Genomic DNA, 20077 nt, shown 5'->3' with positions numbered 1-20077 from the left:
TGCACCTATATCCTCGTTACCGTTCCAGCACATGTTCGATCACCGGCCTCGGGCACCACGGAGGGTGACCGCGCATGTCTGCGCCCGCTACCGGAACCGGTGCGGGATGATTCGAGAGGTAACCACGAGACGGATCCGGTAGGACATGACACGCGTCGAATCGAACAACACCGCGGGCGATCCGCGACAGACCGCGGGGCAGGACAGCTTCGCGAGCGCTGTCGCCGCGGCGAACCCGCAGGTCGAGGTCGTGATCGTGACCGGACTATCGGGCGCGGGCCGCGGTACCGCCGCCCGCGTGCTCGAGGATCTCGGCTGGTACGTCACCGATAACCTGCCGCCCGAACTGATCGGCCGGATGATCGAACTCGGCGCGGCCACCGAGCCGCCGATCCGGCGCCTCGCCCTGGTGATGGACGTGCGCAGCCGCTTCTTCACCGGCGATCTCTCGGTGGTCACCGAACAGTTGCGCAAGCTCGGCATCGAGACCCGGGTGCTGTTCCTGGAAGCGTCCGATGACGTGCTGATCCGGCGCTACGGGTTCGCCCGTCGCCGGCATCCGCTGCAAAGCGAAAGCAAAGACGGCACCCTCTCCGCGGGCATCGCCGCCGAACGGGTTCGGCTCTCCGCCGTGAAAACCGCCGCCGACCTGGTCATCGACACCACCGAGCTGTCCATCCACCAGCTGCATCGCAAGCTGGAGGAGGCCTACGGCGGCGGTGCGCCGAGCGCGTTGCAGCTCACCGTGCAATCTTTCGGCTTCAAGCACGGGGTTCCACTGGACGCCGACATGGTGTTGGATGTGCGTTTTCTACCTAATCCACATTGGATTCCAGAATTGCGGGAACACACTGGTCAGGAACCGGTGGTGAGTGAGTACGTGCTGTCGCGCCCCGGCGCGGCGGATTACCTGCGTACCTGTCACCACCTGGTGGATCTGACCATGAACGGTTACCGCCAAGAGGGGAAGCGATACATGACGGTGGCAGTGGGCTGCACCGGAGGAAAGCACCGCAGCGTGGCGATAGCCGAGGCCCTCGGTGAACTGATGAGCGCGGTCACCGACGTGGCCGAGGGATCCGCCGACGTGGTGCGGGTCGTGCATCGGGATCTGGGGCGCGAATGAGTGGTTGGGAATCCGATCCCAGCATCGTCGCGCTGGGCGGCGGGCACGGCCTGTACGCGACGCTGACCGCGGTCCGGCGGTTGACCAGAAAGATCTGCGCCGTGGTGACGGTCGCCGACGACGGCGGTTCGTCCGGGCGCCTACGCAGCGAGCTAGGGGTGCTGCCGCCCGGCGACCTACGGATGGCGTTGGCCGCGTTGGCCGCCGACGCCGACGATGTCTTGACCCGCACCGTGCAGCACCGCTTCGGCGGTACCGGAGCGCTGGCCGGTCATTCGGTCGGCAACCTGATCCTGGCCGGTCTCACCGAGGTGCTCGGCGACCCGGTCGCCGCGCTGGACGAGGTCGCGAAGCTGCTGCGGATCACCGGGCGGGTATTGCCGATGTCGCCCATCGCCCTCGACATCGAAGCCGATGTCGCTGGGCTGGAAGCGGATCCGCGGGTCAGCCGCTGTATCCGCGGTCAGGTCGCGATCGCGACCACCCCGGGCAAGGTGCGCCGCGTCCGGTTGATTCCGTCCGATCCGCCGGCCAGTCCGGAAGCGACCTCGGCCATCGAACACGCCGACGTGGTCGTGCTCGGGCCGGGATCATGGTTCACCAGTGTCATCCCCCATGTGCTCGTCCCCGAACTACGAGAGGCGCTCGTGTACACCCGAGCCAGAAAAGTTCTCGTGCTGAACCTCGCCGCCGAGCCCGGCGAAACGGCGGGTTTCTCCGCCGAACGGCACCTGCATGTATTGTCCCAGCACGCACCGGAATTCGTGGTCGACGAGGTGGTGGTCGATTCAGGGTCGGTTCCGGAAGGTCGCGAAAGAGAACATGTGGCCAGAGCTGCCGAACAGTTGCGAGCGCGAGTAACCTTCTCCGATGTCGCCGAAGCGGGAACAGACCGGCATCACCCCGGAAAGCTTGCCGCCGCACTGGATCAACTGATCCGGCAACCTCGGCCGCAAATGGCAGGGCTTCGAGTCGAGGGACGGCACATGGGTCAGGATGTGCGTTCCGGGTTGGGTGGAAAGGAGCGCGTCTCGTGGCGATGACAGCCGATGTGAAGGACGAGCTGAGCAGGCTCACGGTGTCGCAGGTCAGTTCCCGGAAGGCGGAACTGTCGGCGTTGCTGCGGTTCGCGGGCGGTCTACACATCGTCGGCGGGCGGGTGATCGTCGAGGCCGAGGTGGACATGGGTTCCATCGCTCGCAGACTCCGCAGGGAGATCTTCGAGTTGTACGGCTACGGTTCCGATGTGCATGTGCTCGGGGCGGGCGGCCTGCGCAAGACCTCGCGCTATGTGGTGCGGGTGTCGAAGGAGGGCGAGGCGCTGGCCCGGCAGACGGGTCTGCTCGATGTGCGTGGCCGTCCGGTGCGCGGGCTGCCTGCGCAGGTGGTCGGCGGCAGCATCGCCGACGCCGAAGCCGCTTGGCGCGGAGCGTTTCTCGCGCACGGCTCGCTCACCGAGCCGGGCCGCTCCTCGGCGCTGGAAGTCAGCTGCCCCGGTCCCGAGGCGGCGCTCGCGCTCGTCGGCGCGGCCCGGCGGCTCGGCATCACAGCGAAGGCGCGCGAGGTGCGCGGCACCGACCGGGTGGTGGTGCGTGACGGCGAGGCCATCGGCGCGCTGCTCACCCGGATGGGCGCGCACGGCACCCGGATCGTCTGGGAGGAGCGCAGGCTGCGCCGCGAGGTGCGGGCCACCGCGAACCGGCTGGCCAACTTCGACGACGCCAACCTGCGCCGTTCCGCCCGGGCCGCGGTCGCCGCGGCCGCCAGGGTGGAGCGCGCGCTGGAGATCCTCAGCGACGAGGTGCCCGACCATCTGGCCGCCGCGGGCAAATTGCGCGTGCAGCACCGTCAGGCGTCGCTGGAGGAACTCGGCCAGCTCGCCGACCCGCCGATGACCAAAGACGCTGTGGCAGGCCGCATTCGGCGCCTGCTGTCGATGGCGGACCGGCGCGCCAAGGAACTCGGCGTCCCCGACACCGAATCCGCCGTCACGGCCGAACTGCTCGACGAGGCCTGAGTCGCGTTCGCACCCTCCCGGGCCGCGCCCGGGAGGGTGCGGCGCGTGCGGGGTGCGAAGGCGCAGCCGACCCTAGAAGTGGTGGGGATGTGGCGGGTACCCCTACTCAGGTGGGGTGGCAGTGGGGTTGACGGCGGGTTGGGGCTGGTCGGTGGGGTGAGGTGTGAGGAAACAGACCGGTCGGTGATGGAGGTCCCTGGTTACCGTAGGGGGGTGGTCCTTCAGCCGACTCCTGGACGGCGCCGGAAAGGTCGATCATCCGGCGGCCCGGCAGCTCGCCGACAGATGTCCAGTTCACAACGGACAGGTGCATGTCGGTGCGGTGCAGGGCGGGCACTACTGTTACTAGACATCGGAATGATCCGCTTGAAAGCTGAGGAGCGATAACGTGACTGTCCGGGTAGGCATCAACGGCTTCGGTCGTATCGGACGTAACTTCTTCCGGGCGGTGGAGGCGCAGAAGGCGCTGGGCACCACCGACATCGAGATCGTCGCGGTCAACGACCTCACCGACAACGCGACGCTCGCGACCCTGCTCAAGTACGACTCGATCCTGGGCCGCTTGCCGCAGGACGTCTCGCTCGACGGCGATGACACCATCGTGGTCGGTGACCAGCGGATCAAGGCGCTGGCCATCAAGGAGGGCCCGGCGGCGCTGCCGTGGGGCGACCTGGGTGTCGACGTGGTGGTCGAGTCCACGGGCATCTTCACCGACGCGACCAAGGCCAAGGGTCACCTCGCGGCCGGTGCCAAGAAGGTCATCATCTCCGCGCCCGCCAAGGGCGAGGACCTGACCGTCGTCATGGGCGTCAACGACGAGAAGTACGACGGCAGCCAGAACATCATCTCCAACGCCTCGTGCACCACCAACTGCCTCGGCCCGCTGGCGAAGGTGCTGAACGACAGCTTCGGCATCGAGCGTGGTCTGATGACCACCATCCACGCCTACACGCAGGACCAGAACCTGCAGGACGGCCCGCACAGCGACCTGCGTCGCGCCCGCGCCGCCGCGCTGAACATCGTGCCGACCGGCACCGGCGCCGCCAAGGCCATCGGCCTGGTGCTGCCGGAGCTGCAGGGCAAGCTCGACGGTTACGCGCTGCGCGTGCCGGTCCCGACGGGTTCGGTCACCGACCTCACCGTCACCCTGCGCACCGCCGCATCGATCGACGAGATCAACGCCGCCTACAAGGCCGCCGCCGAGGGCCCGCTGAAGGGCATCCTCAAGTACAACGTCGACCCGATCGTGTCGAGCGACATCGTCACCGATCCGCACTCCTCGATCTACGACGCGCCGCTCACCAAGGTGATCGACGACCAGGTCAAGGTCGTGTCCTGGTACGACAACGAGTGGGGTTACTCGAACCGTCTCGCCGACCTCATCGGCCTCGTCGGCAAGTCGCTCTGAGGCCATGGCAGTCAAAACTCTCGACGATCTGCTGAGCGAGGGTGTCGAAGGCCGGGGCGTGCTGGTGCGCTCCGACCTGAACGTCCCCCTCGACGACAACGGTCAGATCACCGATCCCGGTCGCATCCTCGCGTCCGTGCCCACGATCAAGGCGCTGGTCGAGGCCGGCGCGAAGGTGGTGCTCACCGCGCATCTCGGCCGGCCGAAGGGCGCGCCGGACGCCAAGCTGTCGCTGGCCCCGGTGGCCGCGAAGCTCGCCGAGGAGCTGGGTCGTAACGTCCAGCTCGCCGGTGACGTGGTCGGCCAGGACGCGCTCGCGCGCTCCGAGGGCCTGACCGACGGCGACGTGCTGCTGCTGGAGAACATCCGCTTCGATCCGCGCGAGACCAGCAAGGACGACGCGGACCGGGCCAAGCTCGCCGCCGCGCTGGTCGAGCTGGTCGGCGACGACGGTGCGTTCGTCTCCGACGGCTTCGGTGTGGTGCACCGCAAGCAGGCGTCGGTCTACGACGTGGCGAAGCTGCTGCCGCATTACGCGGGCAAGCTGGTCGCCGCCGAGGTGGACGTGCTCGCGAAGCTGACCGCGGACACCGAGCGGCCGTACGCGGTGGTGCTCGGTGGCTCGAAGGTCTCCGACAAGCTCGCGGTGATCGAGGCGCTCGCGCCGAAGGTCGACACGCTCGTCATCGGTGGCGGCATGTGCTTCACCTTCCTTGCCGCCCAGGGTCTTTCGGTGGGTTCCTCGCTGTTGCAGGAGGAGATGATCGACACCTGCAAGGGCCTGCTCGAACGGTATGCCGACGTGATCCACCTGCCGCGCGATATCGTCGCGGCGGAGAAATTCGCGGCCGACGCCGACTCGAAGGTGGTTCCGGCGCACGAGATTCCGGACGGCTGGATGGGTCTGGACATCGGCCCCGAGTCGACCGATCGGTTCGCGGCGCTGCTCACCGAGGCGAAGACGGTGTTCTGGAACGGCCCGATGGGCGTGTTCGAGTTCGAGAACTTCGCGGCGGGCACCCGCGGCGTGGCCGAGGCCATCGTGACGGCGACCGGCAAGGGCGCGTTCACCGTGGTGGGCGGCGGTGATTCGGCCGCGGCCGTGCGCGCGCTCGGCCTGCCCGAGGACGGCTTCTCGCACATCTCGACCGGCGGCGGCGCGTCGCTGGAATACCTGGAGGGCAAAGAACTTCCGGGCATCGCAGTGCTGGAGGGCTGAGCAATGGCACGCAAGCCGCTCATCGCGGGCAACTGGAAGATGAACCTCAATCACCTCGAGGCCATCGCTCTGGTGCAGAAGATCGCGTTCGCCCTGCCGGAGAAGTACTTCGCCAAGGTCGACGTCACCGTCGTGCCGCCGTTCACCGATCTGCGCAGTGTGCAGACCCTGGTGGAGGGCGACAAGCTCCTGCTCACCTATGGGGCGCAGGATCTTTCGCGCCACGATGCCGGCGCCTACACCGGTGAGATCAGCGGCGCCATGCTGGCGAAGCTGGGTTGCACCTATGTGGTGGTCGGGCATTCGGAGCGGCGGCAGTACCACGGCGAGGACGACGCCACTGTGCTCGCCAAGGCCAAGCAGGCGCTCAAGCACGGAATCACCCCGATCGTCTGCATCGGCGAGGGTCTGGATGTGCGCGAGGCGAAGACACATGTCGAGTACAACCTCGAGCAGCTGCGGGGTTCGCTGAAAGGCCTGACGGCGGAGGAGATCTCGAAGATCGTCATCGCCTACGAGCCGGTCTGGGCGATCGGCACCGGCAAGGTCGCCACCCCGGCCGACGCGCAGGAAGTGTGCGGGGCCATCCGCGGCGAGCTGGTCGAACTCGCCTCCGCGGAGGTGGCGGCGGACCTGCGGGTGCTCTACGGCGGTTCGGTCAACGCCAAGAACATCGGCGAGCTGATCAAGCAGACCGATATCGACGGCGCGCTGGTCGGCGGCGCTTCGCTGAAGGGTGACGAGTTCGCCACCCTGTCCGCGATCGCCGCGGGCGGCCCACTGCCGTAAGGGTTTTCGAACCGAGAAAGGGCCGAGCACCTGGTGCTCGGCCCTTTTCGCGTATCACTCCACGGGGATGCGGTACTCGCAGATGCTGCCGCGCAAGGTGAATCCCGCGCCGGCGAGGGCGGTGCGCAGCGCCTGGTCGGCCGGGTCGGCGGACAGGTCGGCGGTCACTACCTCGGGATGGTCGCGGCGCAGGCGGTGCAGCGTGCTCGCCAGCAGTGCGCTCAATTCCGGCACGAGGGCCTCCGCGTGCACGATGTTCAGCACCGCGGTGCCGCCGCGGACGCCGGCCGAGGATTCGGCGCGCAGGGTGCCGTCCACGTCGAGGTAGCCGAGGGTGAAGGTGGTGTCCAGGTATTCGTCCCGGTCGGCGAGCAATTCGCCCACGGTGTCGGCGGTCCAGCGGTCGGTGCAGCCGGTGTCGTCGCAGCGGCTCAAGCCCGCGTCGGTGTACAGGCGGGCGTAGCGGGCCAGCGTTTCCCGGGTCGGCGGGGCCGGGAGTTCCTCGACGTACGCCGCCGGGGTCTCGGGCCAGTCGCCGCCTTCGGCGCGCCACTCGCAGTCGAGTTCCCGATGCGGACGCAGTCCGAGCGCCGCCGCGACCGCGGCACCGTCGGAGTCCTGGACGATCCATTGCACCGCAGCGTGTTTCGAGGAGCGAGCCGCGTCGACGGCCGCGCTCAGCATGGCTCGATAGGTGTCGGTGTCGCCCTCCTCCACCACCGGGACGGCGAGCAGGTACCGTTCCGGATCGTCCGGGTCGATCAACAACGTCCAGCCCACCACCGCGCCTTGCCTGCGGACCGTCAGCACCCCGCGGGTATGCGGGCCGATCAGTTGCTCGCGTAGCTCTAGCAGCTCGCTTTCGGCGTCCGAGGCACCGGCTATCGACGGTTGACCGGCGTGTAACTCCGCCACCAGACTGTCATCGATGGTGGTGTGGAGCTCGATCTCGCCGACCTCGGTATGGATTGCTGACATGTAGCTGATGGTACCGGCGTCCGGCACGGCAGGGGGCGGCCCGAATTCCGGGGGCCTCACTGCGCGTGCAGTACCAGACCGTTGCCGTTCTCGTTCTTGATGGTCAGGGCGCTCGCGTCGACGGTCGCGGTCGCCTTGCCGTCCAAGGCTTTCAGAACCGCCTGCTCGACCTCCATCACCTCGGGGGCGCACGCCATCCTGGTGGTGGCGATCCGGAAGGTGAGCTCGGGATCGGTGCCGGTGGCGCTGCCGTTCATGGTGTTGCAGCCCGCGGTGCCCGAGACCTTGCCGTCGGCGGCGATGGTGAGGGTCGGTTTCACGTCATCGATGGCCTGCGAACGGATCTGGGCCTCCGGGGTGAGCAGGGCCGTGACGATCCAGGTGGTGCCGCGCAAGGGTTTATCGGGTTCGGCGACCTTCTTGTCCAGCATGGTGACGGTCAGGTTGTCGCTCTTCAACGTCAGTTTCGGGCCGTCCAGCTGCCAGGCGGGCTGGGAGTTCAGCAGACCGCTGAGCCACTCATCGGCGCCCTGCCGGTCGCCGCCGCAGGCCATCAACGTGCTCGCGAGGCTGGACACGACCAGCTTCTGCTCCTCCGATGCCACCGCGCCCGAATGGGTGTTGCAGCCCGCGTCCGCGGACACGCGGTTGTCCTTGAAGGTCAACCGGAGTGGACCGCCGCCGGGTATCGGCGCGCCCTCGACCCCGGTGGAGACGAAGGTGCGGCCCATCAAAGTTTGGTCCGGCGGGTTCGCGGGAGAGTTCGAATCCCCGCTCGAGCAGGCGTTGATCGCGAGAAGCGCGAGCAGGACGATCGGGCCGAACCGCACGAGATTAGCCGCCATGACGGCGATGCTACCGATGTCGTGCGGTTCGGCCCGGGTTTCGGCCGGTCAGACCGGCATGCCGAGCGCGGAGGCGAGGGTCTGGCCGAGGGCGTTGACCACCATGCCCGCCGCGCCCGGATCGAGGATCTGCAACGGCACGTCCCGGTTGGTGCAACCCTGCGGCGCCGGGACGCCGTTGAGCCGATCGTGCAACCACATCACGGCCGAACCGGCACCCGAGGCGGCGGCGATGCCGTGCTCGCTGATGATCTCGCGGGTGTAGGCGACCTTGGCGTCCGGGTCCTTGCAGTAGGTGTCGTAGACCTTGTTGAGCGCGTTCACCGGCATGACTTCATCGAGCGGCGCCTGATAGAAGTACATCGGCGACGCGGGTGTGCCACGGCGGCCGAGGCTGATCTCTTCGAGCATGGGCTGTAATTCGGGTGCGCTCAACGGATCGCCGCCGGGGTAGTCGAACAAGCCCTTGATGTTCACGAACGGGAAGCCCGCGAATTGCAGTGCGACGCACTGTCCTTCGTGCACCACGCGCACCGCTTTGCCGAGCGGGTTCATGTACCTGTCGATGAACTGGTTGAGCTCCGGGTACTCCCTTGCCACACCGAACAATCCGCCGAGGACCGCGCCGCCGAAGGTGGAGGTGCCGTTGTTGTAATCGATGGCCGTGCGGATATCGGCCATCACGCCGCCCGCCGCGGTGCCGACCAGGTTCAGCTCCGGCGCGTACTCGCGTTGCAGTTCGGCCGCGTGCGCGGTCGGAATCGCGCCGCCGGAGTAGCCCCACAACGCGGTGCGGGTGGCTGTGCCGGGTAGCCCGGCGGGCTCGAAGTTCTGTGCGGCCCGGATCGCGTCCAGCGTGATCCGCGCGCCGAGCGGGCCGGTCGCGTACGCCGCGTTCGGGCCCTGGTGATCGGGCACCACGACGGCGTGCCCGAGTTGCAGCATGGCCTGGACCTCGATGAATTCCAACCCGATCACGGTATTGGTCGGATTGGGCAGCGAACCCATCTGCAGCACGTAGGAGGGCGCGCAGTTCACCGACAGGGAGTCCTCGGCGAACTGGAACGAGACCAGGCTGCGGTCGGGTGTCGGCGACGGGCGATGCGGCACGATCACGGTGGCGACCGCGGGAATCGCCTCACCGCGCGTGTTGGTGCTGCGGTACGACAGCTGCCACGCCCGCACATTCAGCGGGATCAGGAAGAAGTTGGCGAGGTTGACCTGCCGGGCACCGAGAATCTCACCGGGCTGGGCCGCGGCCACTCTGGCCGGATCCGGGTTGTAGAAGCCCGGATCCAAGTACGGCGGGGCCGGGGGGAGCGGGAACGGGAGCGGGGGTGCGACCGGCACCGGATCCGCGTGCGCGGCGGCGCCCAGCGCCGGGCACACCGCGAGGGTCAGCCCCGCGGTCAGAGCGAGGCAAGTGTGAGCGACCACTTTCTTGGTGCGCCCGACGGTGCCCATCTTCATTTGAACTCCTAGACCTCAACGCAACGTTGCGAGACGCGGCTCTCGGGCAGAAAGAGAGCAATCGTTTCCTAACTGGCGCGTCGACTGTAGAGTGCGTACGGCGATGTGTCAACGGTCACGCTGACCCGCCGATCGGTAGCGTTCTGGACGCCGGGCAGGATGGACAGTCATGACCGGTAGCGCCGAAATCTCGCGTCCGCGCAGGACCCAGCAGGAACGCCGGGCCGCGACCGTCGCCAAACTCGTCGACGCGACCATCGCCGCGATCAGCGAGGTCGGTTACCAGCGCACCACCGTGCAGGAGATCTGCGGGCGCGCAGGACTTTCCGTCGGCGCGATGTTCCGTCAGTTCGACGGCAGGCTGGACCTGATCGTGCGCACCGCCGAAGCGATCGTCGACCGGCAGCGGATCGCCTTCCTCCTGATGATGGAACATCTGGAAGAACAAGCGAATCCGCTCGACAGCGCACTGCGGTTCCTGCGGGCGGCCCAGTCCGCCGAAATCACGCACGCCCTGCGCGAGATCTACCTCGCGGCGCGCTCGGACGCCGAACTGCGGACGCGGATCGCGCCGACCGTGGAGAACTATTACGACGAAATCGTGGCCGCCGTCGAGCACACCGGCGTGCTGCGCCGCTATCCGAAACGAGTACGTGAGCCGCTGTTCTACCTTGCGCTGCATGTGTTCTCGGGTCAGGCCGTGGTGCGCGGCGTGTATCCCAAACCCGAGGTCGACGACGCGGTGCTCGCGCTGCTGGAGGACATGCTGCAGATGTACGCCGACTCGGTCGAACCCGGCGAGTCCTAGAGCCATGCGACTGTGGACGCTGCAAGCGCCCGAAGTTGTTGCGGCCGTGCACGCGAGCGGTGGGTATCGGGCGCGCTGGGACCTCGTCACGCCGAACTGGCACACCGCGTTCCGGGCGATGACAGCCGAGATGACAAGGCGCGGTATCGATTGCGCCGCGGCCCCGCCGGTGTGGTGCTGGCCCGGCCGTGCGTTGCGTGCCGCCACGGTGCGGACCACCGCGAATCTCCTGCTCGGCGACCATGAATGGGCCCACGGCCGCTGGCTGCTGAAACTGGCTGTGCCCGAACAGTTCACGCTCGTCACCTCGTACGGCGCCTGGAACGACTACCTCGCCCACACCATGGGCTTCGCCGACGGACCCGACCGCATGGACTGGACCGGCCGCCCCACCTGGGCCCGCGACCAACTCCAGGTCACCATCCCCGAACTGCGCCGCGAATGGATCACCCGAGCCACCCCCTACCCACCCGACCCCGAAACCGCCGCCCGCATCGCCGCCGACCCAGACCTCCGGATTCGCGAGACGTGAACGAGTTGCGCATCGGCGCGCGGGTTGCGTGCATACGTGCGGGTTCCCGCGCAGCCGCTGCAACGCCGGTGCCTTCGGCGCGGGTTGCGCGACGTTCCCGCGCTAGACCTCCGAGCCCCGAGAGGGGCGGAGGGAGTTCGCACTTGCGCTGCGGTGCTCTTGCCGGCGCGGAACGGTCGGATCAGGCCGTGTTGCTCGCTGTGCACGTGTGCGGGTTCGTCGTGCGCGGGTCGTGGCAGTTGCCGTGGGAAGTGCCGGGGCGACACCGCGCCGTGGCGGGCATTAGGATCGGCCTCGTGCATCGATGCTTCCCGATATCCCCGCCGCCCGCCTCCTAGCGAGGTGTAGGCGTACCTCCGCCTCCGCTCCGGCCATGCGCATCTAAGGACGGACTTCGTCCGGCTGCGCCTGTCCTGCGTACCTCCGCAGTCGCTCCCGCCGTGCGTCGATTCCGTCTGGCCGTGGGCAGTTCGTGTCTTCGTATCTGGTTCGGCGAGATGCGTTTGATGACGGGTTGCGGTGAGGCTCTGGCTGGGGCGGCGCGAATCTGTTGCGGATTCGGGGCGGCGTGGCTGCGGCTGTTGGCGGTGTAGTGGGTTCCGTTCGGTAAGGCTGGGCGGTGGGCCTGCTGCGTTCCAGGCGGTGCGTGGGCGTGGCTCGAGGGCAGAGCTTCCTCAGGGTGCTTGTAGCGCTGCGGTATTCGTTGTGCACCTCGCTTCAGCGACCTCCAATCCTTCTGTCGCAGGAGCGCAAACTTTCATGTCCACAACTCTGTCCACGGCCGGCCGTTCGGGGCTGGTCTATCTCGTCGGCGCCGGAATGCTCTGGGGCACCGGTGGTCTGCTCGGCACGCTGCTCGGACGGGCTACCGGTCTGTCCCCGGTCGCGGTCGCCACTTGCCGGCTCGCCGTCGGCGGTCTGCTGCTCGTCGCGCTGCTGGCGGCGACCCGGCGGCCTTGGCCGCGAAATCCGCAGGCGTGGCGCAGGATCGGTGCGGTCGCCGTGCTGGCCGCGACCTTCCAGGCGTGCTATTTCGGTGCGGTCGCCGCGTCCTCGGTGAGTGTCGCGACGTTGCTCACCATCGGCACGTCGCCGGTGGTGGTCGCACTGCTCGAACAACTCACCGGCCGCCGCCGCTTGGATCGCCGTCGCGCGGGCACGATCTGTCTCGCACTGACCGGTCTGGCGCTGCTGATCGGCGTGCCGTCCGATGATGTCGACGCCACTGGCCTGCTCGCCGGTGCGGCGCTCGCCGTCGCGGCCGCGACGGCGTTCTCGACGGTCACCGTGATCAACACGCGCCCCGTCCCTGGCCTCGACGCGATGACGACGACGGGTCTCGGCTTCACCGCGGGCGCACTGCTGCTCGCGCCGGTGGCGGCGACGACCGGCCTCACGTTCCATCCGTCCGTCGCGAGTTTCGCCCTGGTCCTCACCCTCGGCCTCGTCCCGACCGCGATCGCCTACACGCTCTATTTCCGCGGCCTCCCCGCCGCGGGCTCCGGCACCGCCGCCGTCCTCGCCCTGCTCGAACCGCTCACGGGCGCCGTCCTCGCCGCCCTCCTCCTCGGCGAACGCCTCACTCCCAGCGCCCTCGCCGGCGCCGCGGTCCTGACCTTCGCCCTCGTCCGCACCGCAACCGAACAGACAGGAGCCGCCCGCGACCTCACCTGACCGGACAGGACCGGGCGGGTCGGGCACGACCGCGGCTCGAGCAGGGCGGTCCGCTGGGACGCTAAGCTCCGGGGAGTGACCACTGTGGCTACTACCGTCTCTACCTGGGCGCCGATGCGGTCGAAGGTGTATCGCGCGCTGTGGATCGCGCAGTTGGTGTCCAATTTGGGGACCTGGATGCAGACGGTCGGCGCACAGTGGATTCTGGTCGACGAGCCGAACGCGGCCGCGCTGGTTTCGTTCGTGCAGACCGCGATCACGCTGCCGGTGATGATGCTGGCCATCCCGTCCGGGGTGATCGCGGATCTGGTAGATCGGCGCAGGCTGCTGGTGGGCGCGCAATCGACGATGGCGCTGCTGGCGACGGTGCTCGCGATCTCCACGGCGACCGGGCACACCACCCCGGCGGTGCTGCTGACCTTGTTGTTCCTGCTGGGCTGCGGGCAGGCGCTGACCGGTCCCGCGTGGCAGGCGATCCAGCCGGAACTGGTTCCGCGGGAACAGATTCCGTCGGCGGCCGCGCTCGGCAGCATGAACATCAACATCGGGCGCGCGGTGGGCCCGGCACTGGCGGGGGTGCTGGTCTCGGTGTCCGGGCCGACGCTGGTGTTCGCGTTGAACGCGGTGTCGTTCGCGGGGATCGTGGCCGTGCTGACCGTGTGGCGCAGGCCGCGCACCGATCGCGGCCTGCCGTCGGAGCGCCCGCTCGCCGCGTTGCAGGCGGGCACCCGGTTCATCCGGGCCGCGCCCGCGATCCGCCGGGTGCTGCTGCGTTCGATCCTGTTCATCGCCCCGGCGAGCGCGCTGTGGGCGCTGCTGCCGGTGATCGCGCGCGACGAACTCGGGCTCACCTCGTCGGGCTACGGCCTGATGCTGGCGGCGCTCGGCGTAGGCGCGGTCCTCGGCGCCGTCGGCCTGTCCCGGTTGCGTGCCCTGCTGACGCCCACCCAACGGTTGACCACCGCGGCCGTGCTGTTCGGTCTCGCGACCGCGGCCACCGCCGTGCTGCATGTGGTGCCGGTGGTGTTGATCCTGCTGGTTTTCGCCGGCTTCGCCTGGCTGCTCGCGATGTCGACGATGAATTCGACGATGCAGTTGCTGCTGCCCGCGTGGGTGCGGGCGCGCGGCCTCTCCGTCTATCTGCTGGTGTTCATGGGCGGTCAGGCGCTTGGTTCGCTGGTCTGGGGTTTGATCGCCGGTGCGATGGGGCCGGTGTTCGCCCTGCTGAGCGCGGCGGCGCTGCTCGCGGTGTGTGCGGTGAGCACGGCGTGGCTGCCGATCAGTCACAACGCGGAGAACCTGGACCAGACACCGTCCGCGTTCTGGCCGGAACCGCAACTGGTGGTGGAACCTGACCCGGCCGACGGCCCGGTCATGGTGTTGCGCACCTACGACGTCCCGGCGGAGAACGTGGCGGAGTTCATGACCGCGATGGCGTTCGTGGGCCGATCCCGGCAGCGCACCGGCGCGATGGAGTGGCGGCTGTATCGCGATGTCGGCGTGCTCGACCGCTATGTGGAGGCTTTCGTCGTCCGTTCGTGGGCCGAGCACATGCATCAGCATCAGGTCCGGCTCACCGCCCAGGATCAGATCCGTGAACAGGAAGCCTCGAAGTACACCGTCGGTGACGATCGGGTCACCCACTTGGTCGCGGTGATGCCCGCCCGGTGAGCACGCGGCGCTGGGGAGCGTTGCCGAGTGCCTGATTCGGTGGGATCCGGCCGACCGCATACACTGTCGGTCATGCGGATGTTCCTGGATATCCTCCTGATCGTCGCCAGCGTGCTGCTGGTGCTGCTGGTGCTGCTGCACCGCGCCAAGGGTGGAGGTCTGTCCAGCCTTTTCGGTGGCGGTGTGCAGTCGAGCCTGTCCGGCTCGACCGTCGTCGAGAAGAACCTCGACCGCATCACCATCTTCACCGGCGTGGTCTGGTTCATCGCCATCATCGGCATCGGTCTGGAGATCAAGTTCGCCTGATCAGGCGAGTCACTACACCGGCCGCGATCGTCGCAGCCGCCAGCACGAGGGCGGCGATGACGAACGCGGCCGGATAGCTGTCGCCGATCACCGGCGCCACCACCAGCGGACCCAGCATCTGCCCCGCGCCGTAGACGGCCGTGAGCGGAGCCGCCGCGCCGCTGTCGGACAGTTCGCTGCCGATCCGCATGGCCAGCATCACGATGCCGAGGAACGTCGCCCCGAACAGCGCCGCTGCGAGCACCGCGGCCCACACCGCGCTCGTCCAGGCCGGTAGCACCGCCGAAAAGCATTGCGCGAGCAGTGCGATCGGCATAGCGACGGCAGGCGACCAGCGGCGCCCCGCCACACCCCACAGCACGGTCGCGGGGACGGCGGCCGCGCCGACCACCACCCAGATCGTGGAGCCGACCACCTGCCCCCGCTCGCTGCTGACGGCCGCGACCAGGAACGTCCCGATCACGATGTAGCCGAGACCCTCCAGGAAGTACGAGACCAGCAGCGCCCGCCACGCGCCGACCGACCGGATGACGGCCTTGCCCGCCCGATGGCCGGGCCGGATGTCGAGCCGCAGGGCGGGCAGCAGCAACAGCGCGGTGAGCGCCGCCGACACCAGCCACATCGCCTGCCAGCCGAGGAACGGCCGCACCGCCAGCACCAGCACGCCGGTGAGCGCGATGCCGAAGCCGACGCCGCCGAAGGTGATCCCGGCCGCCTCCCTGGCACTGCCCGGCCGCGCCGCCACACCCGCGCACGCGACGAAGATGACGGCGCTGGTGACGCCCGCGATCAGGCGTAACGCGGCGGGGAAGAGCGTCGGCGCGGGCACTGCCATCAGCAGTTCGCTCGCGATCAGCAGCGCCGCGGCGACGCGAAAGGTGGTGCGGCTGTTCAGCTCCGGCCAGCGGGTGAGCAGCAGAGCGCCGAGCAGATAGCCCGCGTAGTTCGCGGTCGCGATGACGGCGCCGTCGTGCGCGTCGATCCGGTGCGCGTCCACCATGATGGGGAGCAGGGGTGTGTAGACGAACCGGCCGACGCCCATCGCGGCCGCCAGTCCGGCGGCGGCCGCGAACGCGGGGACGAGACTGTGGCGCGGTGCGGGTGCGATAACAGCGGTCACCCTGCGACCGTACGGTCCGTGCCGACGCCTGTGAAATGCTTTCTATGCACCATGTATACGCTGAACGCATGGATAAGGACGACGCGTCGCCGAGAGAGCACGCCCGTGCGGCCGGTGACCTCGGCAGTTCGCAGGTGGAGCTGCGGCATCTGCGGGCGTACGTCGCGCTGTGCGAGGAAGGGAACTACACGCGGACCGCGGCCCGGCTGCATCTGAGCCAACCGGCGTTGACCAGAACCATCCAGCAGCTGGAACGGCTCGTCGAATGCCGGTTGATCGAGCGCAGCTCGCGGCGCTTCGAGCTGACCGAGGAGGGCGCCGAACTGCTGACGCACAGCAGGCGCATCCTTGCCGACGTCGATACTGTTGCCGCGCAACTGCGCTCGCGTACCGCCGTCGAAATCGGTTTCGCCTGGCTGCTGCCCACGAACTGGCTGGCGGCGACGCGTCGCCGCTACGAGGCGCTCGGCGGCCGGATCGCGCTGCGCCGCGTCGACGATCCGCTGGCCGCGCTCGACGCCAGGTCCATCGATATCGCCATCTACCGCAGGGAAACCGAACTGCCGAGCCATCTCGCGTCCCGGGTGATCGCGACGGAACGGCGCATGCTCGCGGTCGCCGCGCATTCGCCCCTGGCGACGGCGACCGATCTGCGCTGGGCCGATCTCGCGGGCTATCCGCTGGTGGTGAACACGGTATCCGGTACGACACATGCCGATTCGTGGGCAGACGGCGACCCGGAGCGGCCGATCATCACCTGCCGGAATTTCGACGAGTGGATCGAACTCGTCGCGGCGAACCGGGGGATCGGCGGGGTGCCCGCGCTGGCCCGCACTCGTGCCCCGCATCCCGGAGTCGTCTACCTGGATGTGGCCGACGCGCCGCCCTCGCACGTCCATCTCGCCTGGCATACGAAGCCCGAATCGCGGGCGGTGCAACGCTTCCTCGGCGTCGCCTGACGGATCAGTCCGTGCGCGGCACCCGTCCGTCGACGTCGGTGAAACCGTAAGCCTTCGCGAGATCGGCTACCCGCCAAGCGGACCCGGTGCGCGTACGGCGCTCGGCATCGGTGGCCAGGGCGACCACCGCGCGCCCGGGGAAGCGCGGGGTTTCGGCCTCGGCGAGGTCGAAGCTGCCTTCGCCGGGCAGCGTGACCACTCGACGTCCGTCGGCATCGGCCGGAACCAGTTGCAACAGTTCGGTGTCCACGATGCCCGGCCACAGCGAGACCGCGGTGACGCCGGTATCGGCCAGATTGTGCGCCAAGTCGGCGGTCAGCCGGTCGAGTGCGGCCTTCGCGACGCCGTAAACCGCGTTGTGCATGTATCTTTCGGCACCGGGCGAGGAGATGTTGACGATCAACCCCGCCGCCGGGATCAGCAGCGGAGCCGCGTAAACGCTTGCCACGTAGTGCGATCGGACGCCGATATCGAACGTCTCGTCCCACGCCTTCGGCGGTACCTCCCAGAACGGTTTGCCGAGCCAGCGCGCCGCGGCGGGGGAGTTGTAGACGTTGTTCACCAGTACATCGAGCCGGCCGTGGGCCGTGCGGATCTGCTCGAACAGCCCGCGCACCGCGTCGTCGTCGCGATGGTCGCAGATGAACGGGACGCCGACGCCGCCGGCCGCGTCGACCGCGGCGGCGGTTTCGCCCACCGTGCCCGGCAGCCGGCCCGGGGTGTCCGATCGCCCGGTCACGTACACGGTCGCGCCCGCGGCGCCGAGTTCGACCGCGATGCCCTTGCCGATGCCGCGGCTCGCCCCGGTCACCACCGCGATCCGGCCGTCCAGCGGTTTGGCTATTCCGTTCATGAGACAGGGACATTACCGTGAAATAGGAACACGTTCTAGATTTTGGAGGTCCGGCAGTGGAGTTGACGCATCGGTTCGTGACGACCAACGGCGTCCGGATGCACGTCGCCGAGCAGGGCGCGGGTTATCCGGTGATCTTCTGCCACGGATTTCCGCACACCTGGTTCATCTGGCGGCGCCAGCTGGCGGCGGTGGCCGGTGCGGGATACCGTGCCATCGCGCCGGATCTGCGCGGCTACGGGCAGACCGACCGGCCCGCCGACGTGGCGGATTATACGAACGAGGCGGTGATCGGCGATCTGCTCGGCCTGCTCGACGACATCGACGCCGAACAGGCGGTTTTCGTCGGCCTGGATTTCGGTGCGGCGCTGGTGTGGGAGCTGGCGTTGCGCGCGCCGGAGCGGGTGCGCGGCGTGATCGTGCTGAACAATCCGTTCGCGCCGCGGCCGCCGCGCGCTCCCTCGCAGCTGTGGGCGAAGGCCGCCGCGCGACACTTCCTGCACCTGCACTACTTTCAAGAACCCGGCGTGGCCGACGCGGAATTGGGCGCTCGGCCAAGGGAATTCCTGGCCAGGGTGTACTTCTCGCTCAGCGCCGACTACCACTACCTCGACACCTGGCAGTTCCCGGCCGAGGGCACCGGCTACCTGGACGTGCTGCCCGAGGCGCCGCCGCTGCCGTGGCGCTGGCTCGCGCAGGACGAATTCGACACCCTGGCAAAGGATTTCGAACGCACCGGGTTCACCGGCGGACTCAACTGGTACCGCGCCCTCGACCGGAACTGGGAGCTGACCGCCGACTACGCCGACGCGTCGGTCACCGTGCCCGCCTACTTTCTGTACGGCGACCGCGACCCGGATATGGAGGGTTTCAGCGGGCGCGATCCGCTGACCACGCTGCGCCGCCATGTCCCGCAGCTACGCGCGGTGACCAAGATCGCGGATGCGGGGCACCTGGTCCAATTGGAACGGTCCGCGGAGGTCGACGCGCTGCTGACATCCCACCTGCGCGAACTCGTGCCGAATCCGTCCGGGGTGCCCGCGTAGGCCGAACGCCTTCGGCCGGAGGCACGTTCGGTGTCGGTGGGCACCGCTAATGTTCGCTCATGAGTTACAGCCTGAGCGTTTACGTCGTCGAACTGGACAGGGTCAGGGGCGCCATCGCGTCGCGGGACGACAAGCTCCGGCGCATGATCGGAGGTCGCTTCAAAGCCCAGCTCGCGCACGCCGACGACTGGTTCGCCGAGGAGATCGCGAACGGTGCGCCGGCCCGGTACGACGCGGTGCGCGCCGTGATCGACGGCGGTCCGTTCGATCCCGCCTACGGATTCCAATACGCCTATGCGTACCAAACGATCTGCCAGTTCTACGGCAGGTTCCTGGACAACCGCTACTTCTCGCCGTTTCGCGGCAGCTGGCTGGAACAGGTGGACGAGGGCCTGGCCGAACTCGGCATCAAGGCGATCAGTCTGACCGGCTTTCTCTACCATGCCTTTCCGCCCGCCCTGCCGCAGCCGGACGAGCTACCCGGCTACGGAGAGTGGACGCCGGAGCAATGCGCCGAAGCGTTGGTGCAGTGGGAGTCGACCACTCCGGAGTCGCGCGAGTCCGTCGATCACGAGGTGCTCGCCGCCATCGAATCCTGCATGGAGTGGATCCGTGAGGCGCAGGCCCGGCCCGGCTGGGGGATCGCCGGTTTCTTCTTCTGAGGCGCTCAACGGTATTCGCCGGCCAGATTCGGATAGCCGTCCCAGCGTGGCAGTGGCTGCTGGTCCAGGTGGGCGGTCAGCCGATCGAGCAGGTACTGCCAGCGCGGGCCGATCGCGGCGGCGTCGCGCTGGCAGACGTGGCGGCGGATCAGTTCGACATTGGTGACCACACCGACCTGGGTCATGCGCACCTCCACCAGGCAGCCGTCGATCCGCACGGCGAGTTCGTGCGGGGCCCGGCAGTGCTCGATCCGGACGGCGATCGGTCCGGCGACCGGCCCGTCCAGCGGTTCGATCGTCACGGTGTCCGCGTCGCCCGTCACCGCGCCGAGCCACTGCGCCAGGTGCGCTCGCTCGGTCGCCGCCGTCCACACCTCCAGCACCGGCCGGTGGAATGAACGCAGATAGTGCAGGAGCACCAGATCGCCGTCGTCGGCGCGATCGTGCTCCGGTCGAACCTCGCCGAGCATGGACATCGTCATCACCGCACTCCTCCGCTGCTGGTCAGGCGTCACTGGCACTGTCTTTCCAGTATTCCCCGGTCCAATCCGGAATCAGCGGAATCCGGGCATCGAGTCATCGTGCCGTCGGGCC

General features: G+C 68.5%; 20 protein-coding genes. 14 read left to right on the top strand and 6 right to left on the bottom strand.

The features are described 5' to 3' along the window. Window positions 1-145: 145 nt before the first annotated feature. The 6 genes from rapZ (at window position 146) to tpiA (ending at window position 6559) form a co-directional block, all read left to right on the top strand. A complete protein-coding gene (rapZ, locus tag O3I_RS28230; RefSeq protein WP_014986419.1) occupies window positions 146-1126 on the top strand; it encodes an RNase adapter RapZ in 981 nt (326 codons plus the stop codon). Then, on the top strand, window positions 1123-2169 hold the full coding sequence (locus tag O3I_RS28225; protein ID WP_014986418.1) for a gluconeogenesis factor YvcK family protein: 1047 nt from the start codon (window positions 1123-1125) through the stop codon (window positions 2167-2169). Before rapZ ends, O3I_RS28225 begins: the two co-directional genes overlap by 4 nt. After that, window positions 2160-3143, top strand: a complete 984-nt coding sequence (gene whiA, locus O3I_RS28220) for a DNA-binding protein WhiA (RefSeq protein ID WP_014986417.1) — start codon at window positions 2160-2162, stop codon at window positions 3141-3143. Before O3I_RS28225 ends, whiA begins: the two co-directional genes overlap by 10 nt. A gap of 388 nt (window positions 3144-3531) precedes the next feature. Continuing rightward, window positions 3532-4551 carry a type I glyceraldehyde-3-phosphate dehydrogenase gene (gap, locus tag O3I_RS28215; protein WP_014986416.1) on the top strand — a complete coding sequence of 340 codons (1020 nt, stop codon included), beginning with the start codon at window positions 3532-3534 and terminating at the stop codon, window positions 4549-4551. A gap of 4 nt (window positions 4552-4555) precedes the next feature. Next, complete coding sequence (locus O3I_RS46500; protein WP_014986415.1) at window positions 4556-5770, top strand: phosphoglycerate kinase; 1215 nt, start codon at window positions 4556-4558, stop codon at window positions 5768-5770. Window positions 5771-5773: 3 nt separating this feature from the next. Next, window positions 5774-6559: a triose-phosphate isomerase gene (gene tpiA / locus O3I_RS46495; protein ID WP_014986414.1), complete on the top strand. Its 786-nt coding sequence runs from the start codon at window positions 5774-5776 to the stop codon at window positions 6557-6559. 54 nt (window positions 6560-6613) lie between these two features. Here tpiA and O3I_RS28200 read toward each other — a convergent pair whose 3' ends face one another. The 3 genes from O3I_RS28200 to O3I_RS28190 are packed head-to-tail and all read right to left on the bottom strand — an operon-like array spanning window position 6614 to window position 9852. Then, window positions 6614-7537 (bottom strand): hypothetical protein, encoded by a 924-nt coding sequence (locus O3I_RS28200; RefSeq protein ID WP_141691750.1) that lies wholly within the window; start codon window positions 7535-7537, stop codon window positions 6614-6616. Window positions 7538-7593: 56 nt separating this feature from the next. Continuing rightward, window positions 7594-8382, bottom strand: a complete 789-nt coding sequence (locus tag O3I_RS28195) for an META domain-containing protein (RefSeq protein ID WP_014986412.1) — start codon at window positions 8380-8382, stop codon at window positions 7594-7596. A 48-nt stretch (window positions 8383-8430) separates the two neighbouring features. Beyond that, a complete protein-coding gene (locus tag O3I_RS28190) occupies window positions 8431-9852 on the bottom strand; it encodes a lipase family protein (protein WP_014986411.1) in 1422 nt (473 codons plus the stop codon). 169 nt (window positions 9853-10021) lie between these two features. Here O3I_RS28190 and O3I_RS28185 point away from each other — a divergent pair, with 169 nt between their 5' ends. From O3I_RS28185 to secG, 5 genes are all read left to right on the top strand, one after another. After that, window positions 10022-10660 (top strand): TetR/AcrR family transcriptional regulator, encoded by a 639-nt coding sequence (locus O3I_RS28185; protein WP_014986410.1) that lies wholly within the window; start codon window positions 10022-10024, stop codon window positions 10658-10660. A 4-nt stretch (window positions 10661-10664) separates the two neighbouring features. Next, a complete protein-coding gene (locus O3I_RS28180) occupies window positions 10665-11192 on the top strand; it encodes a hypothetical protein (protein WP_051066778.1) in 528 nt (175 codons plus the stop codon). Between the two features lie 759 nt (window positions 11193-11951). Beyond that, window positions 11952-12866: a DMT family transporter gene (locus tag O3I_RS28175; protein WP_014986408.1), complete on the top strand. Its 915-nt coding sequence runs from the start codon at window positions 11952-11954 to the stop codon at window positions 12864-12866. Window positions 12867-12941: 75 nt separating this feature from the next. After that, a complete protein-coding gene (locus O3I_RS28170) occupies window positions 12942-14537 on the top strand; it encodes an MFS transporter (RefSeq protein WP_424769556.1) in 1596 nt (531 codons plus the stop codon). Between the two features lie 72 nt (window positions 14538-14609). Next, window positions 14610-14843 carry a preprotein translocase subunit SecG gene (gene secG, locus O3I_RS28165; RefSeq protein ID WP_014986406.1) on the top strand — a complete coding sequence of 78 codons (234 nt, stop codon included), beginning with the start codon at window positions 14610-14612 and terminating at the stop codon, window positions 14841-14843. On the opposite strand, the gene O3I_RS28160 is transcribed toward secG, so the two are convergent. After that, complete coding sequence (locus tag O3I_RS28160; protein ID WP_014986405.1) at window positions 14830-15963, bottom strand: YbfB/YjiJ family MFS transporter; 1134 nt, start codon at window positions 15961-15963, stop codon at window positions 14830-14832. The genes secG and O3I_RS28160 overlap by 14 nt on opposite strands. A 68-nt stretch (window positions 15964-16031) precedes the next feature. Here O3I_RS28160 and O3I_RS28155 point away from each other — a divergent pair, with 68 nt between their 5' ends. Next, a complete protein-coding gene (locus O3I_RS28155) occupies window positions 16032-16922 on the top strand; it encodes a LysR family transcriptional regulator (RefSeq protein WP_014986404.1) in 891 nt (296 codons plus the stop codon). A gap of 4 nt (window positions 16923-16926) precedes the next feature. On the opposite strand, the gene O3I_RS28150 is transcribed toward O3I_RS28155, so the two are convergent. Continuing rightward, complete coding sequence (locus O3I_RS28150) at window positions 16927-17775, bottom strand: SDR family NAD(P)-dependent oxidoreductase (protein WP_014986403.1); 849 nt, start codon at window positions 17773-17775, stop codon at window positions 16927-16929. Between the two features lie 56 nt (window positions 17776-17831). Here O3I_RS28150 and O3I_RS28145 point away from each other — a divergent pair, with 56 nt between their 5' ends. Together O3I_RS28145 and O3I_RS28140 are read left to right on the top strand one after the other, a co-directional pair. Continuing rightward, window positions 17832-18821, top strand: coding sequence for an alpha/beta fold hydrolase (locus tag O3I_RS28145; protein ID WP_014986402.1), 990 nt, complete (start codon window positions 17832-17834; stop codon window positions 18819-18821). Window positions 18822-18880: 59 nt separating this feature from the next. Continuing rightward, a complete protein-coding gene (locus O3I_RS28140) occupies window positions 18881-19483 on the top strand; it encodes a DUF7691 family protein (RefSeq protein ID WP_014986401.1) in 603 nt (200 codons plus the stop codon). 5 nt (window positions 19484-19488) lie between these two features. Here the strand turns inward: O3I_RS28140 and O3I_RS28135 are convergent, their stop codons facing one another. Beyond that, window positions 19489-19965 (bottom strand): hypothetical protein, encoded by a 477-nt coding sequence (locus O3I_RS28135; protein ID WP_014986400.1) that lies wholly within the window; start codon window positions 19963-19965, stop codon window positions 19489-19491. Window positions 19966-20077 lie beyond the last annotated feature (112 nt).

The sequence above is a fragment of the Nocardia brasiliensis ATCC 700358 genome, from assembly GCF_000250675.2.
Classification (GTDB): domain Bacteria; phylum Actinomycetota; class Actinomycetes; order Mycobacteriales; family Mycobacteriaceae; genus Nocardia; species Nocardia brasiliensis_B.
This window is presented reverse-complemented; position numbering and strand designations above follow the sequence as displayed.

What these genes read in the sequence shown, in the direction of transcription:
- secG (WP_014986406.1), top strand. Translation starts at nt 14,610, where the DNA reads ATGCGGATGTTCCTGGATATCCTCCTGATCGTCGCCAGCGTGCTGCTG.
- rapZ (WP_014986419.1), top strand. Translation starts at nt 146, where the DNA reads ATGACACGCGTCGAATCGAACAACACCGCGGGCGATCCGCGACAGACC.
- O3I_RS28175 (WP_014986408.1), top strand. Translation starts at nt 11,952, where the DNA reads ATGTCCACAACTCTGTCCACGGCCGGCCGTTCGGGGCTGGTCTATCTC.
- O3I_RS28155 (WP_014986404.1), top strand. Translation starts at nt 16,032, where the DNA reads ATGGATAAGGACGACGCGTCGCCGAGAGAGCACGCCCGTGCGGCCGGT.
- O3I_RS28185 (WP_014986410.1), top strand. Translation starts at nt 10,022, where the DNA reads ATGACCGGTAGCGCCGAAATCTCGCGTCCGCGCAGGACCCAGCAGGAA.
- O3I_RS28200 (WP_141691750.1), bottom strand. Translation starts at nt 7,537, where the DNA reads ATGTCAGCAATCCATACCGAGGTCGGCGAGATCGAGCTCCACACCACC.
- tpiA (WP_014986414.1), top strand. Translation starts at nt 5,774, where the DNA reads ATGGCACGCAAGCCGCTCATCGCGGGCAACTGGAAGATGAACCTCAAT.
- O3I_RS28225 (WP_014986418.1), top strand. Translation starts at nt 1,123, where the DNA reads ATGAGTGGTTGGGAATCCGATCCCAGCATCGTCGCGCTGGGCGGCGGG.
- O3I_RS28135 (WP_014986400.1), bottom strand. Translation starts at nt 19,965, where the DNA reads ATGACGATGTCCATGCTCGGCGAGGTTCGACCGGAGCACGATCGCGCC.
- O3I_RS28195 (WP_014986412.1), bottom strand. Translation starts at nt 8,382, where the DNA reads ATGGCGGCTAATCTCGTGCGGTTCGGCCCGATCGTCCTGCTCGCGCTT.
- O3I_RS28150 (WP_014986403.1), bottom strand. Translation starts at nt 17,775, where the DNA reads ATGAACGGAATAGCCAAACCGCTGGACGGCCGGATCGCGGTGGTGACC.
- O3I_RS28180 (WP_051066778.1), top strand. Translation starts at nt 10,665, where the DNA reads ATGCGACTGTGGACGCTGCAAGCGCCCGAAGTTGTTGCGGCCGTGCAC.
- O3I_RS28140 (WP_014986401.1), top strand. Translation starts at nt 18,881, where the DNA reads ATGAGTTACAGCCTGAGCGTTTACGTCGTCGAACTGGACAGGGTCAGG.
- O3I_RS28190 (WP_014986411.1), bottom strand. Translation starts at nt 9,852, where the DNA reads ATGAAGATGGGCACCGTCGGGCGCACCAAGAAAGTGGTCGCTCACACT.
- O3I_RS46500 (WP_014986415.1), top strand. Translation starts at nt 4,556, where the DNA reads ATGGCAGTCAAAACTCTCGACGATCTGCTGAGCGAGGGTGTCGAAGGC.